The 13,323-nt window shown below is 67.7% G+C and carries 11 protein-coding genes; 5 read left to right on the forward strand and 6 right to left on the reverse strand.

Annotated elements, in window-relative coordinates:
* Positions 1 to 52: 52 nt before the first annotated feature.
* The 5 genes from ACZ516_RS23620 (at position 53) to ACZ516_RS23640 (ending at position 6,140) form a co-directional block, all read left to right on the forward strand.
* The gene (locus tag ACZ516_RS23620) at positions 53 to 1,036 is read left to right on the forward strand and encodes an ABC transporter permease (RefSeq protein WP_358583864.1); all 984 of its coding nucleotides are present in this window, start codon (positions 53 to 55) and stop codon (positions 1,034 to 1,036) included.
* Positions 1,037 to 1,122: 86 nt separating this feature from the next.
* Positions 1,123 to 2,910 (forward strand): ABC transporter substrate-binding protein, encoded by a 1,788-nt coding sequence (locus tag ACZ516_RS23625; protein WP_361079645.1) that lies wholly within the window; start codon positions 1,123 to 1,125, stop codon positions 2,908 to 2,910.
* Positions 2,911 to 3,000: 90 nt separating this feature from the next.
* Complete coding sequence (locus ACZ516_RS23630; protein ID WP_358583861.1) at positions 3,001 to 3,981, forward strand: ABC transporter permease; 981 nt, start codon at positions 3,001 to 3,003, stop codon at positions 3,979 to 3,981.
* A gap of 12 nt (positions 3,982 to 3,993) precedes the next feature.
* Entirely contained in the window at positions 3,994 to 5,073 is a 1,080-nt protein-coding gene (locus ACZ516_RS23635) for an ABC transporter ATP-binding protein (RefSeq protein WP_358583860.1), read from the forward strand.
* Positions 5,074 to 5,099: 26 nt separating this feature from the next.
* Entirely contained in the window at positions 5,100 to 6,140 is a 1,041-nt protein-coding gene (locus ACZ516_RS23640; protein WP_361079648.1) for an ABC transporter ATP-binding protein, read from the forward strand.
* A gap of 109 nt (positions 6,141 to 6,249) precedes the next feature.
* Here ACZ516_RS23640 and ACZ516_RS23645 read toward each other — a convergent pair whose 3' ends face one another.
* The 6 genes from ACZ516_RS23645 to ACZ516_RS23670 all read right to left on the reverse strand — a co-directional run bounded on the left by ACZ516_RS23645 (position 6,250) and on the right by ACZ516_RS23670 (position 13,068).
* Positions 6,250 to 6,810, reverse strand: coding sequence for a GNAT family N-acetyltransferase (locus ACZ516_RS23645; RefSeq protein ID WP_469011582.1), 561 nt, complete (start codon positions 6,808 to 6,810; stop codon positions 6,250 to 6,252).
* 440 nt (positions 6,811 to 7,250) lie between these two features.
* Complete coding sequence (locus ACZ516_RS23650) at positions 7,251 to 8,405, reverse strand: ABC transporter ATP-binding protein (protein ID WP_358583855.1); 1,155 nt, start codon at positions 8,403 to 8,405, stop codon at positions 7,251 to 7,253.
* Positions 8,398 to 9,459, reverse strand: a complete 1,062-nt coding sequence (locus ACZ516_RS23655) for an ABC transporter ATP-binding protein (RefSeq protein ID WP_358583853.1) — start codon at positions 9,457 to 9,459, stop codon at positions 8,398 to 8,400. Before ACZ516_RS23655 ends, ACZ516_RS23650 begins: the two co-directional genes overlap by 8 nt.
* A gap of 11 nt (positions 9,460 to 9,470) precedes the next feature.
* Positions 9,471 to 10,430, reverse strand: a complete 960-nt coding sequence (locus ACZ516_RS23660) for an ABC transporter permease (protein ID WP_358583851.1) — start codon at positions 10,428 to 10,430, stop codon at positions 9,471 to 9,473.
* On the reverse strand, positions 10,423 to 11,352 hold the full coding sequence (locus tag ACZ516_RS23665; protein ID WP_358583849.1) for an ABC transporter permease: 930 nt from the start codon (positions 11,350 to 11,352) through the stop codon (positions 10,423 to 10,425). Before ACZ516_RS23665 ends, ACZ516_RS23660 begins: the two co-directional genes overlap by 8 nt.
* Positions 11,353 to 11,442: 90 nt before the next feature.
* Complete coding sequence (locus ACZ516_RS23670; protein ID WP_358583848.1) at positions 11,443 to 13,068, reverse strand: peptide ABC transporter substrate-binding protein; 1,626 nt, start codon at positions 13,066 to 13,068, stop codon at positions 11,443 to 11,445.
* Positions 13,069 to 13,323 lie beyond the last annotated feature (255 nt).

A 13,323-nucleotide genomic window follows, 5' to 3' on the forward strand; every position in this document is an offset into this window, starting at 1 on the left:
CTGGAGCGCCATGACCTCGCCAACTCCCGCTGCTGCCGCCACGCTTGACGTGATGGCCAAAAACGACGGCATGCCGCCCTCGCCCAAGGACCGGGGCGGCGAAGGGCGTTCGCCGGGCCGGCTGGCCTGGACCCGCTTCAAGAGGGACAAGTCGGGCGTGGTCGCCGCGTGCGTCGTGCTCTTCTTCTTCGTCATCTCGCTGGCGGCGCCGCTGATTTCGAAGGTGTACGGCAAGGATCCGTTCACCACGTACGGCGTGAACGACCCAAGCCTCTTCAACGAGTTCAGCTACCCGTTCAAGCCGAACGGCGGCATCGACGGCGAGTTCTGGTTCGGCATCGAGCCGCAGCTGGGCCGGGACGTCCTGACGTTCCTGCTGTACGGCATGCGCAACTCGCTGCTGATCGCCACGGCCACCACGATCCTGGTGACGCTCATCGGCATCGCGGTCGGTGTCACCGCCGGGTACATCGGCGGCAAGACCGACTACTTCATCGGCCGGGTCATCGACATCCTGCTGGCCTTCCCCTCGACGCTCTTCTTCATCGCCTTCTGGCCGGTGATGATCTCCGTGGTCGTGGCCCCGGAGGACAAGACACCCACCTGGCTGACGGTCACCAGCCTCATCGCGGTGATGACGGCCTTCGGCTGGGCCTCGATCGCCCGCCTGCTGCGCGGAGAGGTACTGGCCCTGCGCGAGCGGGAGTTCGTGGAGGCCGCGAAGGTGACCGGCGCCTCACCGGCCCGGATCATCTTCAAGGAACTGCTCCCCAACCTGTGGACGCCGATCCTCATCCAGGCAACGCTCGCGCTGCCGATGTTCGTCACCGCGGAAGCCGGTCTCGCCTTCCTGGGCGTGGGACTTCAGGAGCCCACTCCCGACTGGGGCGTGATGATCCAGCGCGCCTCCGAGGTGTACGAGCAGGACATCACGTACATGGCCTTCCCCGGCATCGCGATGGTGATCTTCGTCGTCGCCTTCAACCTCCTCGGCGACTCCGTGCGCGACGCGCTGGACCCGAAGACCAAACGCTGACACTCCCCAAGCCGGGCACCTGCGACGGGGCAGTGCCGGGCCGTTCCTCCGCTCTTCTTCCTCGACACATCAGGGTTGGTAGCCACATGTCTCTCTCCCGCAGAAACTTCGTCGTCGCGACCTCGGTCGCGGCCGGCGGTTCGATGGTCCTGTCCGCGTGCAGCAGCGGCGGCTCCGGCAACGGTGGCAAGGGCGGAAACCACGGCGGCGCCACCAAGTACACGGGCGCCGAGGTCAAGATCGGCACCGCTGAGGACTCCAAGGGCCCGGCCCCCGAGGTCGAGGGCGCGCAGAAGGGCGGCACGATCTACGGCGTCGCCGAGGACGACGTGTCGCACATGGACCCGCAGCGCATCTACTTCGCGTACAACTCCTCGGTCGCCAACCTCTTCGCCCGCGCCCTCACCGGCTACTACATCGACGCCAAGGGCGGCATGACCCTCGTCGGCGACCTCGCCACCGACACGGGCAAGGCCTCCGACGGCAACAAGACCTGGACCTTCACGCTGAAGGACGGCCTGAAGTGGCAGGACGGCAGCGAGCTGACCGTCGAGGACGTCCGCCACGGCATAGAGCGCTCCTGGGCCTCCTTCATCACCGAGGGCGCCTCGTACGTCCAGATGGCGCTGACCGGCAAGGGCGCCAAGTGGCGTGAGGGCTACAAGGGCCCGTACGGCGGCGACCACCTCGACTCGATCGTCATCGACAAGGCGAAGAAGACGATCACCTTCAAGCTGAAGGAAGCCCGCCCGGACTTCAACTTCACGCTGGCGATGACCTCGTACTCCCCCGTGCCCGTCAAGCACGACACCAAGGAGAAGTACGACAAGGCGCCGGTCTCCTGCGGTCCGTACATCGTCAAGCACCGCTCCATCGACAAGTCGATGACGCTGACGCGCAACAAGCACTGGGACCCGAAGACCGACCCGATCCGCAACGCCTACCCGGACAGCTTCGAGTTCGAGTTCGGGCCGACGGGCCTTGACTCCTGCGACCGCTTCATCGCGGACCAGGGCAAGGACCAGCAGATGATCGCGATCTACGAGAACATCCCGGCCGAGCGCATGCAGAAGGTGCTCAGCAACCCGGACGTCAAGAAGCGGTCCTTCAACGGCCTGTCCTCCGGCACGTACTACTACGCCATCAACTGCAAGCGCATCACCGACGTCGAGGTCCGCAAGGCCCTCAACATCGCCTGGCCGCTGGAGCAGATCCGCCGGATCTACGGCGGCGAGTCGGCGGGCGAGCTGGCGACGACCATCCTCAGCCCCGACATCATCGGCCGCGAGAAGTTCGACGTCTTCGGCAAGCTGAAGAAGCCGCAGGGCGACCCCGAGCGCGCCAAGGCGATCCTGAAGAAGGCCGGCAAGCTGGGCCAGAAGATCGTCTACGCCTTCCCGCAGCGCCCCACGTACGACAAGACCAAGGTCGTCATCGAGAACTCGCTGAAGGCCGCGGGCTTCGACCCGGTCATCAAGCCGCTGAACTCGACGGACTACTACGACCAGGCGCAGCGCGTCGACAACAAGTTCGACGTCATGTGGTTCGGCTGGTCCCCGGACTGGCCGACCGCCTACACCCTGATCCAGCCGCTCTTCGACGGTGACGCCATCGGCGACGGCCAGAACAACATCTCGCAGACGAACGTCGACTGGATCAACGAGGCGATCAAGAAGAACGCGGAGATCTCGGACCAGAAGGAGGCCGGCAAGGCCTGGGCCGCGCTGGACAAGCGGATCATGGAAGAGGTCGTGCCGATCATCCCGGAGACCTACCAGCGCCGCTTCTACCTGCACGGTTCCAAGGTCGGCGGGGCCCAGCACGACCCGCAGTTCGCCGCGACGCTGATCTACAAGACCTACGTCAAGGCCTGACGAACGGCCCCCGTGGCGGGGCGGGCCTCCTGAGGGAGGACCGCCCCGCCCCCTCCTCACCCACGGCATCCGTCAGGAAAACCAACTGCCATGCTCCGCTTCCTCCTTCGCCGCATCGCCGGTGGCGCGGTGATCCTGCTGATCATCAGCGTTCTCGTCTTCGTCCTCTTCTACGCCGCCCCGCGCGACCCCGCCCGGCTGGCCTGCGGCAAGGTCTGCTCCCCGGAGACCCTGGACCTGGTACGGCACAACCTGGGGATCGCCGACTCACTCCCGGTGCAGTACTGGCACTGGTTCCAGGGGCTGTTCGTCGGCCGTGACTACGCCTCGTTCGGCAACTGCCCGGCGCCGTGCCTCGGTTACTCCTTCCGCAACCGTGAGCCCGTCCTCGGCACGATCCTGGACCGCTTCCCGACCACCTTGTCGCTCTCGCTCGGCGCGGCCCTCGTCTTCGTGATCTTCGGTGTCGGCACCGGCATGCTGGCCGCCCACAAGCAGGGCAAGACCCTCGACAAGATCGCCTCGTCCGCGTCGCTGGTCGCCTCCTCGCTCCAGATCTACGTCGTCGGCGTCTTCGCCGTGTACCTCTTCACCTACAAGCTCCAGTGGCTGGACCGGCCGCAGTACACCTCGATCAGCGAGGACCCGGGCGCCTGGTTCTCGGGCCTGATGATCCCCTGGCTGGTCCTCTCACTGATCTTCACGGCGAACTACACCCGCATGACGCGCTCCCAGATGGTCGAGACCCTCAGCGAGGACTACGTCCGTACGGCGCGCGCCAAGGGCCTCTCCGGCCGCTCGGTCTTCTTCCGCTTCGCCTGGCGCGGCGCGATGGGCCCGATCGTCACGATCTTCGGCCTCGACCTGGGCGTGCTCCTCGGCGGCGCGATCATCACCGAGAAGACCTTCGCCCTGCACGGCATCGGCGACCTGTCGGTCCGCGCGGTCTACACCAGCGACCTGCCCATGCTGCTGGGTGTCGTCCTGGTGGCCGCCACGGCGATCATCTTCTTCAACATCATCGTCGACGCGGTGTACGCCCTCATCGACCCGCGCGTGCGCCTCGCCTAGGAGCCGGATCCCATGAGCACCCCCTTCCTCTCCGTACGCGATCTGCGCGTCCACTTCTCCACCGAGGACGGCATGGTCAAGGCCGTGGACGGCCTCGACTTCGACCTGGAGAAGGGCAAGACCCTCGGCATCGTCGGCGAGTCCGGCTCCGGCAAGTCCGTCACCAACCTCGCCATCCTCGGCCTCCACCACAAGGACAGCACGGTGATCGAGGGCGAGGTCCTGCTCGACGGGCAGGAGCTCCTCACCGCCACCGAGCGGGAGCTGGAGAGGCTCCGCGGCAACAAGATGGCGATGATCTTCCAGGACGCCCTGGCCTCGCTGTCGCCGTACCACACCATCGGCCGGCAGATCGGCGAGACGTTCCGCAAGCACACCGGCGCCTCCAAGAAGGAGGCGCGGGCGCGGTCGATCGAGATGCTGACGAAGGTCGGCATCCCGCAGCCGGACCTGCGCGTGGACGACTACCCGCACCAGTTCTCCGGCGGTATGCGCCAGCGCGCGATGATCGCGATGTCGCTGGTCTGCAATCCGACGCTGCTGATCGCCGACGAGCCGACCACCGCGCTCGACGTGACGGTCCAGGCCCAGATCATGGACCTGCTCAAGGACCTCCAGCAGGAGTTCGGCACGTCGATCATCTTCATCACCCACGACCTCGGCGTCATCGCGGACATCGCGGACGACGTCCTCGTCATGTACGGCGGCCGGTGCGTGGAGCGCGGCACGAAGAAGGAAGTGCTGCGCGCCCCCCAGCACCCCTACACCTGGGGCCTGCTCGGTTCCATGCCGTCCCTGGACGGGCCGGTGGACGTGCCGCTCTCGCCCATCCCCGGCACCCCGCCGAGCCTCCTCAACCCGCCGTCCGGCTGCCGCTTCCACCCGCGCTGCACGTTCACCGAGCAGGTCGGGGGCGGGCGCTGCTCCAGTGAGCAGCCGCTCCTGGAACTGACCGGGGGCCGGGGCGCCGCCTGCCACCTCACCACGGAGCAGCGGTCGCAGTTCTTCGCCGACTTCGCCGGCACCGCGGGTGCCGCGGGCCTCGTGGCCGAGGCGGGCCGCGGCGCGCACGACGCCGACCGACGCGACTGACGTACAAGAGACGGGACTTCACGACAATGAGCAGCACCACTCCCACTCCTCTCCTGGATGTCAGCGGGCTGACCAAGCACTTTCCGATCATGGGCGGGTTCCCGTTCAAGCGGAAGATCGGTGCCGTGCAGGCGGTGGACGGGCTGGACTTCGCCGTCGCCGAGGGCGAGAGCCTCGGCCTGGTCGGCGAGTCCGGCTGCGGCAAGTCGACGACGGGCCGGCTGATCACGCGCCTGCTCGAACCGACCGGCGGAAAGATCACCTACCGCGGGCAGGACATCACGCACGCCTCCCGCAAGGAGCTGGCGCCGGTCCGCTCGGAGATCCAGATGATCTTCCAGGACCCGTACGCGTCGCTGAACCCGCGCCAGACGGTCGGAAAGATCATCTCCGGGCCGATGGAGGTCAACGGCATCACTCCGAGCGGCGGCCGGGAGGCCCGCGTCCGGGAACTCCTGGAGACCGTCGGTCTCAACCCCGAGCACTACAACCGCTTCCCGCACGAGTTCTCGGGCGGTCAGCGCCAGCGCATCGGCGTGGCGCGGGCGCTGGCCCTGGAGCCCAAGCTCATCGTGGCGGACGAGCCGGTCTCGGCCCTGGACGTCTCGATCCAGGCGCAGGTGGTGAACCTGCTGCAGAAGCTCCAGAAGGAGCTGGACATCGCGTTCCTGTTCATCGCCCACGACCTGGCGGTGGTCCGGCACTTCTCGCAGCGGGTCGCGGTCATGTACCTGGGCCGGATCGTGGAGATCGCGAACCGCGAGGACCTGTACGGCAATCCTCGCCACCCCTACACCAAGGCGCTCCTGTCGGCCGTCCCCGAGGCGACCCCCGACGACGTTCCGCGCCGCGAGCGCATCCTGCTCACGGGCGACGTCCCCTCCCCGGTCAACCCGCCCTCGGGCTGCCGCTTCCGTACGCGCTGCTGGAAGGCGACGGACAAGTGCGCCTCCGAGGACCCGCCGCTGGTCCAGCTCGACGGCAACCGCGGCGGGCACCTGACGGCGTGCCACTACCCGGAGGACTCGGCCCGGCTCTCGGTCCCGGCGGCCCGCAAGTCCCTCTGACCGGCACCCGGAACCCACCCGGCACACCGGGTCCCGCCCCCGGCCACAGCCACGGAACCGGCCCGCCCTCCCCCTTGACCCGAGCGGGGCGGGGCCGGTTCCGGCGGGCTCACCCGCACTCCGGGTCCGTCGCCAGCCGGGCGTGCAGTTCCACGTCGTGGCGGACGCCGTCGTACGACAGTTTCCGGCGTTGCAGGCCCTCCACCGTGAAGCCCGCCGCCATGGCCACGCGGCAGGAGGCGGGGTTGTTCGTGCGGTGGCCCAGTTCCAGGCGGAAGAGGGACAGTTCGGCGAAGGCCCAGCGGGCCAGCGCCCCGCAGGCGTATGTGGCGATGCCTCTGCCGCGTGCGGCCGGTGTCGTCCAGTAGGAGACCCAGCCGGTGGAGTGGGTCCGGTCCACCGCGCCCACCGCGACGTTGCCCAGGGTCACACCCGTGCGGGCGTCCACCACCGCGAGGGCGTACGCCGAGCCGGCCGCCCACTCGGCGCCGCGGCGGGCTATCCAACCGTCCGCTGCCGCCCGGGAGTCGACGGGCCTGTCGGCCTGACGGGCCATCCCCGGGGCGGCGAAGGCCGCCAGGACGGCGGGGGCGTCCTCGGGCTCCCAGGGGCGCAGGAGCGGCCTCTGTGGGGTGGACGGGGGCGGGAGCGGGGGCCGGGGCTGGTACATGGCGCTGCTTTCGGGACGAGGTGAGGGGGTGACGGGACGCCGGGGTGCCGGGACTCCGGGGTGTCGGGACGCCGGGGTGCCGGGACTCCGGGGTGTCGGGACGCCGGGGTGTCGGGACGCCGGGGTGACGGGGTGTCGGGACGCCGGGGTGACGGGGTCGGGAGGCTACGGGGCGTTCGCCTCGGCATCAATCCCTGGCCGACACGTTGACGCGGGTCGCCCTCGCCCGTCAGGCGGTCCCACCGCTGCGAGGCCCGTACATACGCCTCCCGTACCGCGTCCGCCTCCGCCAGGACCCCGGTCATGGCAGAGACCCTTGCCACCCGAGCGCCGTCGCCCGCTTACACGCCCGGCGACCACGGGTTGTTACACACGAAGGCGCCCCCGGCCGTGTCGGCTGGGGGCGCCTTCGTTCTCGTACCGGCCGGGGGCCGGTGATGTCATGCCGCGTGCACGACGTCCTTCTCCTCCGCGAAGTGGCACGCCGACTCGTGTGCCGCCGGGGTGTCCCGGCCCACGAAGCGCTCCGGGATGGCGAGGAGCGGGGTCTCCTCGGCGCACTTGTCCTGCGCCTTCCAGCAGCGCGTGCGGAAGCGGCAGCCGGAGGGCGGGTTCGCCGGGGACGGGACGTCGCCGGTGAGGATGATGCGCTCGCGGCCCTCGCGGGCCTCCGGGTCCGGGACGGGGACCGCGGAGAGCAGCGCCTGCGTGTACGGGTGCGTCGGGTGGTCGTAGATCTGCTCGTCGGAGCCGATCTCCGCCATCTTGCCGAGGTACATCACGCCCACGCGGTCCGAGATGTGCCGGACGATCGACAGGTCGTGCGCGATGAAGAGGTAGGAGAGGTTGAACTCGTCCTGGAGCTTCTCCATCAGGTTGATGACCTGGGCCTGGACGGAGACGTCCAGGGCCGAGACCGGCTCGTCGCAGATGATGATCTCGGGGTTGAGCGCCAGGCCGCGCGCGATGCCGATGCGCTGGCGCTGACCGCCCGAGAACTGGTGCGGGTAGCGGTTGATGTACTCGGGGTTCAGGCCGACCACGTCCAGGAGGTCCCGGACCTTCTGGCGGCGCGAGCCCTTAGGGGCCACCTCGGGGTGGATCTCGAAGGGCTCCCCGATGATGTCGCCCACCGTCATACGGGGGTTGAGCGAGGTGTACGGGTCCTGGAAGACCATCTGGATGTTGCGGCGGACCGCCTTCAGCGCGCGCCCGGACAGCTTGGTGATGTCCTGGCCCTTGTAGAAGACCTCGCCGGCCGTGGCCCGCTCCAGGGTCATCAGGAGCTTGGCGACCGTGGACTTGCCGCAGCCGGACTCGCCCACGATGCCCAGCGTCTCGCCCTGGTAGAGGTCGAAGGAGATGCCGTCGACCGCCTTGACCGCGCCGATCTGCTTCTTGAGCAGGATGCCCTGGGTCAGCGGGAAGTGCTTGACCAGGTTGCGGACCTGGAGGATCGGCTCGCCGCGCTCGACCGGGGCCTCGATGGCGGCCACGGCCTCCGTCTCGGTGGCGGCGTCGACCAGTGCCACCTCGGAGACGTTCGGCATCACGTCCTGCGGCTCCTCGGGCGGGAGCTTCTTCGGCTCAGCCATGGATCGTCTCCTTCCAGAAGTGGCAGGCGCTGCCGCGGCCCGGCAGATCCGTGCCGTCCTGCTCGGTGACCGACATCAGCGCCGGGATCTCGGTGCGGCAGATGTCCTGCGCCTTCGGGCAGCGCGGGTTGAACGCGCAGCCGCCGGGGATCTTGAGCAGGTTGGGCGGCAGGCCCTTGATCGCGTAGAGCTCCTGGCCCTTCTGGTCCAGGCGCGGGATCGAGTCGAGCAGGCCACGGGTGTACGGGTGCGCGGGGCGCTTGTACAGCTCGTGGACGGGTGCCGTCTCGACGATGCGGCCCGCGTACATCACCGCGATCTTGTCCGCGACGTCGGCGACCACGCCGAGGTCGTGGGTGATCAGGATCAGGCCCATGTTGTACTCGCGCTGCAGCTCCGCGAGCAGGTCCATGACCTGGGCCTGGACCGTCACGTCGAGCGCCGTGGTGGGCTCGTCCGCGATGATCAGGTCGGGCTCCAGGGCGAGCGCCATGGCGATCATGATCCGCTGGCGCATACCGCCGGAGAACTGGTGCGGGTAGTCGTTCACCCGCTCCTTGGCGGCCGGGATCCTGACCCTGTCCATCAGTTCGACGGCCTTGGCCTTGGCCTCCTTGCGGCCGAGTCCCTCGTGCACCCGGAACATCTCGCCGAGCTGGTAGCCCACGGAGAGCACGGGGTTGAGGGACGACAGCGCGTCCTGGAAGATCATCGCGATCTTGCGGCCGCGGATCTTCCTGCGCTCCTCGTTGGACATCTTCAGCATGTCCTGGCCGCGGAAGAGGATCTCGCCCTGCGGGATCTTCCCGGGCGGCATGTCGAGGATGCCCATGATCGCCTGGGCGGTCACGGACTTGCCCGAGCCGGACTCGCCGAGGACGGCGAGCGTCTCGCCCGCGTCCACGCTGTAGTTGACGCCGTTGACCGCCTTGACCACACCGTCTCGGGTGTGGAACTCGACGTGCAGGTCCTTGACGTCCAGGAGCCTGCCGCTCTTCTCCTCGCCCGAGCGGGGGGCGGGGACGGAATCTGTCTTCTGATCGATGCTGGTCACGTACGCCTCCCTCAGCGCAGCTTCGGGTCGAGGGCTTCGCGTACGGCGTCGCCGAGCATGATGAACGCCAGCACGGTGACACTGAGCATCCCGGCGGGGAAGATCAGCGTGTGCGGGTTGTTCCGGATGTCGCTGAGCGCGTCGGAGATGTCGCCGCCCCAGGAGAGCGCGTCGTCGCCGAAGCCGAGGCCCAGGTACGACAGTGTCGACTCGGCGACGATGTAGGAGCCGAGTGAGATCGTCGCGACGACGATGACGGGGGCGAGGGCGTTCGGCAGGATGTGCCGGAACAGGATCCGCTTGGTGCCCGCGCCGAGCGCGCGCGCCGCCACCACGTAGTCCGCGTGCTTGGTGGTGATGACCGCGCCGCGCATCACCCGGGCGATCTGCGTCCAGCCGAGGAAGGCGAGGGCGCCGGTGATCACCGCCGCGTTGCGTTCGGTGAAGGCGTTCAGGACGACCATGGCGCCGAGCAGGAACGGGACGCCGAAGAACACGTCGACGATGCGGGACAGCAGGCTGTCCCAGATCCCGCCGAAGTAGCCCGCCAGCATGCCGACCAGGCCGCCGAAGACGGTGACCAGGATGGTCACGCCGAGGCCGACCATGATCGAGTTGCGGGTGCCGTAGACGGCCCGGGCGTAGACGCTGCGGCCCTGCCGGTCGTAGCCGAACCAGTCGGCCTGGAAGAAGTGACCGAGGTTCGGCTTCTCCAGGAAGTGGTTCGTCAGGTCGCCGTACCTGGGGTTCGCGTCGGAGAACACGCCCGGGAAGGCGGCCACGCACAGCAGCAGGAGGATCAGCGCCGCCGAGATCACGAAGAGCGGCCTGCGGCGCAGGTCGTGCCAGGCGTCGCCCCAGAGGCTGTGGGGCTTGCCGGGCGCCTCGACGGCGTCGGCGACGACCTGCTCCTCGGCCGGCGCGGTGGCCGCGATCGCCTCTTGCGGCGTGGTCTTGGCGATGTCAGGCATAACGGATCCTCGGGTCCAGGACCGCGTAGAGCAGGTCGACGAGCAGGCTGGCGAGGAGGTACACGAGGACGAGGACGGTGACGATGCCGACGATGACCGTTCCCTCGTGCTGGCCGAGCGCGCGGTAGAGGAGGTTGCCGACACCCCCGACGTTGAAGATGCCCTCAGTGATGACCGCGCCGCCCATCAGGGTGCCGATGTCCGTACCCAGGTAGGTGACCACGGGGATCAGCGAGTTGCGCAGCAGGTGCCGCGAGATGATGCGGTGGCGCGGCAGCCCCTTGGCGACGGCCGTGCGGATGTAGTCGGCCTGCCGGTTCTCGGCGATCGAGGTGCGGGTCAGCCGCGCCACGTAGGCGAGGCCGACCAGCCCGAGCACGAGGGCGGGCAGGATCAGTTCCCCGATGTTCTCCGAGTCCTGGACCGTCGGTGTGACCCAGCCCAGTTCGTTGCCGAAGATCAGCTGGAAGAAGAGGCCGAACACGAAGATCGGGACGGAGATCACGAGGAGCGTGAAGAGAGTCACGGTGTTGTCGATGATGCGGCCGCGCCGCACGCCGACGAGCACGCCCAGGGAGATCCCGACGACGAGTTCGAAGGTCCACGCCAGGGCGGCCAGACGCATCGAGACCGGGAAGGCCTGGGTGATCTCGTCGAGGATCGGCCGGTTGCCGGCGATCGTGTGCCCGAAGTCGCCCTGCAGCAGTCCGCCCATGTAGTGGAAGTACTGCTGCCACAGCGGCAGGTCGAGACCGCGGTCGTGCTTGATCTGTGCCACCTGCGCGGGGTCCGGCGGCTTGTCTCCCCACAGTGCCGCGACCGGGTCACCCGGGAGCACGTTGACCATCAGGAAGATCAGAAGAGTTGTCCCGATGAAGACCGGGATCATCTGGAGCAGTCGCCTCGCGACGTAACGCCCCATGGTGGTGCCTCCGTCCATTGCGGAGCCGCCCGCGAAGCGACGCCCGGGATCGCCGGGCGTCGCTTCGCGGGAGCGGAACTCCGACGACTGCTACTTCTCGAAGACCTCGACCTCGGTGAGGATCGGGTCGCCGGCCTGGTCGAACTCGACCTTCTTCACGTTCTTCGAGTACGCGGAGAGCGTCTTGTTGTACCAGAGCGGGATGCCCGGGAAGGTCTCCGTCAGGCGCTTCTCGGCCTGCTGGTAGAGCTTCGCGGACTCGTCGATGGACTTGGCCTTGTCGGCCTTGGCGGTCAGCTCGTCGAACTTCTTGTCCGAGAAGCCGCCCTTGTTGCCGTCGACGCCCGTGCCGTAGAGGTCGGCGAGGAAGTTGCCGTTGAACGGGTAGTCGAGCACCCAGCCGGAGCGGTACATCGACTTGACCTTCTTCTGGTCACGGATCTCCGTGTCCGCCGCGAAGTCGGTCACCGGGTCGCCGACGCACTTGACGCCGGTCGCGTTGGTGATCGAGTTGCAGACCGCGACGACCCAGTCCTTGTGCGGCTGGTCGGCGTTGTACTGGATGGAGATCTTGTTGCCGGGGACGCCGCCGCCGTCCTTGATGGCCTTCTTGGCCTTCTTCGGATCGAACTTGCAGTACTCGCCACAGGCGTCGCTCTGGTAGCCCTTGACGCCCTTGGCGACCCAGCCGGTGGCGGCCTCACGCGTGCCGTGGAACACCGTCTTGGCGATGGTGTCGCGGTCGATCGCCATCGACAGGCCCTGGAGGACCTTGACGTCGATGTCCTTCCACTGCTTGGTGTAGAAGGCGAAGTTGATCGTGTTGAGAGCCGAGAAGTCCATGTCGATCGCGCGGTCGCCGAAGTCCTGCTTGAAGTTGGCGATCTCGCTGTTCGGGACCAGCGGCATGGTGTCGACGTTGTCGGACTTCAGGTCGGCGTAGGCCGCCGTGTCCTTGTTGTACGCCTTGAAGTTGATGCCGCCGTTCTTGGGCTTGTCCTCGCCCTTGTAGCCGGACCAGGCGGTGACCTGGATCGACTTCTTGTGGTCCCAGCTCTTGAACTTGTAGGGACCGTTGCCGACCGGCGACTCGCCGTACTTCTTCGGGTCCTTCAGCGCGGCCGAGGGCATCGGGAAGAAGGGCTTGTAGACCAGCTTGTACGCGTAGTACGGGATGCCGTTCTTCAGCGTGATGGTGAAGGTGTTCTCGTCGACGACCTTCAGGCCGGACATGGCCTTCTTCTTGGCCTTGCCCTTGGCCGGGTGGACGTCGTCGTAGCCGACGATGTCGCGGTACCAGGAGCTGTTCTGCTGGCCGTTGGCCGGGTCGGCGGCCCAGTTCCAGGCGTCGACGTACGACTTGGCGGTGACCGCCTCGCCGTTGTGGAACTTCCAGCCCTGCTTGAGCTTGACGGTCCACACCTTGTTCGCCTTGTCGGGAGTGACCGACTCGGCGTTCTCGTACGTGATGTTGCCCTGCTTGTCGTAGTGGACAAGCCCGGTGAAGAGCGCGTCGATGACGACGCTGCCGTACGCCTCCATGGTGTTGGACGGCTGCAGGGCGTTCTGCGGCTCACCGTTGGCGTAGCTGACGATCCCCTTGGGGTCGACCTTTCCGCTGTTGCCGTTGTCGCTGTCGCCGCCACCACAAGCGGTGGCAGTCAAAGCCACAACACCGGCTATCGCGACCCACTTGGCGCTCTTGGCACCACGCATGGGGTTCCTCCTCATGAGTCCACTTGTTCACTGCGAGAGGGGGTACGGGTGATCGCGCCGACACCCCTGACGGCGAAGATCGAGTACCCCAGTGTGCTCGTGAGTCGGCGCTCCCCACAGCGCGTGACCCATTGACCCGAGCTATACGCGGTCAACTATTAGCCATGCGGTACCGGTCGACCACACCCTTTTGGTCTCGGTTCAATCACACCTGGCACGGACAACTTCCAAAATCCGGACAAACCGATCCTAGAT

The organism is Streptomyces sp. NPDC034037 (assembly GCF_055575715.1).

Bases quoted from the DNA above. Each gene is read 5' to 3' on its own strand.
- ACZ516_RS23650 (WP_358583855.1), bottom strand. From the start codon at position 8,405: ATGGCTGAGCCGAAGAAGCTCCCGCCCGAGGAGCCGCAGGACGTGATG.
- ACZ516_RS23660 (WP_358583851.1), bottom strand. From the start codon at position 10,430: ATGCCTGACATCGCCAAGACCACGCCGCAAGAGGCGATCGCGGCCACC.
- ACZ516_RS23670 (WP_358583848.1), bottom strand. From the start codon at position 13,068: ATGCGTGGTGCCAAGAGCGCCAAGTGGGTCGCGATAGCCGGTGTTGTG.
- ACZ516_RS23630 (WP_358583861.1), top strand. From the start codon at position 3,001: ATGCTCCGCTTCCTCCTTCGCCGCATCGCCGGTGGCGCGGTGATCCTG.
- ACZ516_RS23645 (WP_469011582.1), bottom strand. From the start codon at position 6,810: ATGTACCAGCCCCGGCCCCCGCTCCCGCCCCCGTCCACCCCACAGAGG.
- ACZ516_RS23640 (WP_361079648.1), top strand. From the start codon at position 5,100: ATGAGCAGCACCACTCCCACTCCTCTCCTGGATGTCAGCGGGCTGACC.
- ACZ516_RS23665 (WP_358583849.1), bottom strand. From the start codon at position 11,352: ATGGGGCGTTACGTCGCGAGGCGACTGCTCCAGATGATCCCGGTCTTC.
- ACZ516_RS23635 (WP_358583860.1), top strand. From the start codon at position 3,994: ATGAGCACCCCCTTCCTCTCCGTACGCGATCTGCGCGTCCACTTCTCC.
- ACZ516_RS23625 (WP_361079645.1), top strand. From the start codon at position 1,123: ATGTCTCTCTCCCGCAGAAACTTCGTCGTCGCGACCTCGGTCGCGGCC.
- ACZ516_RS23620 (WP_358583864.1), top strand. From the start codon at position 53: ATGGCCAAAAACGACGGCATGCCGCCCTCGCCCAAGGACCGGGGCGGC.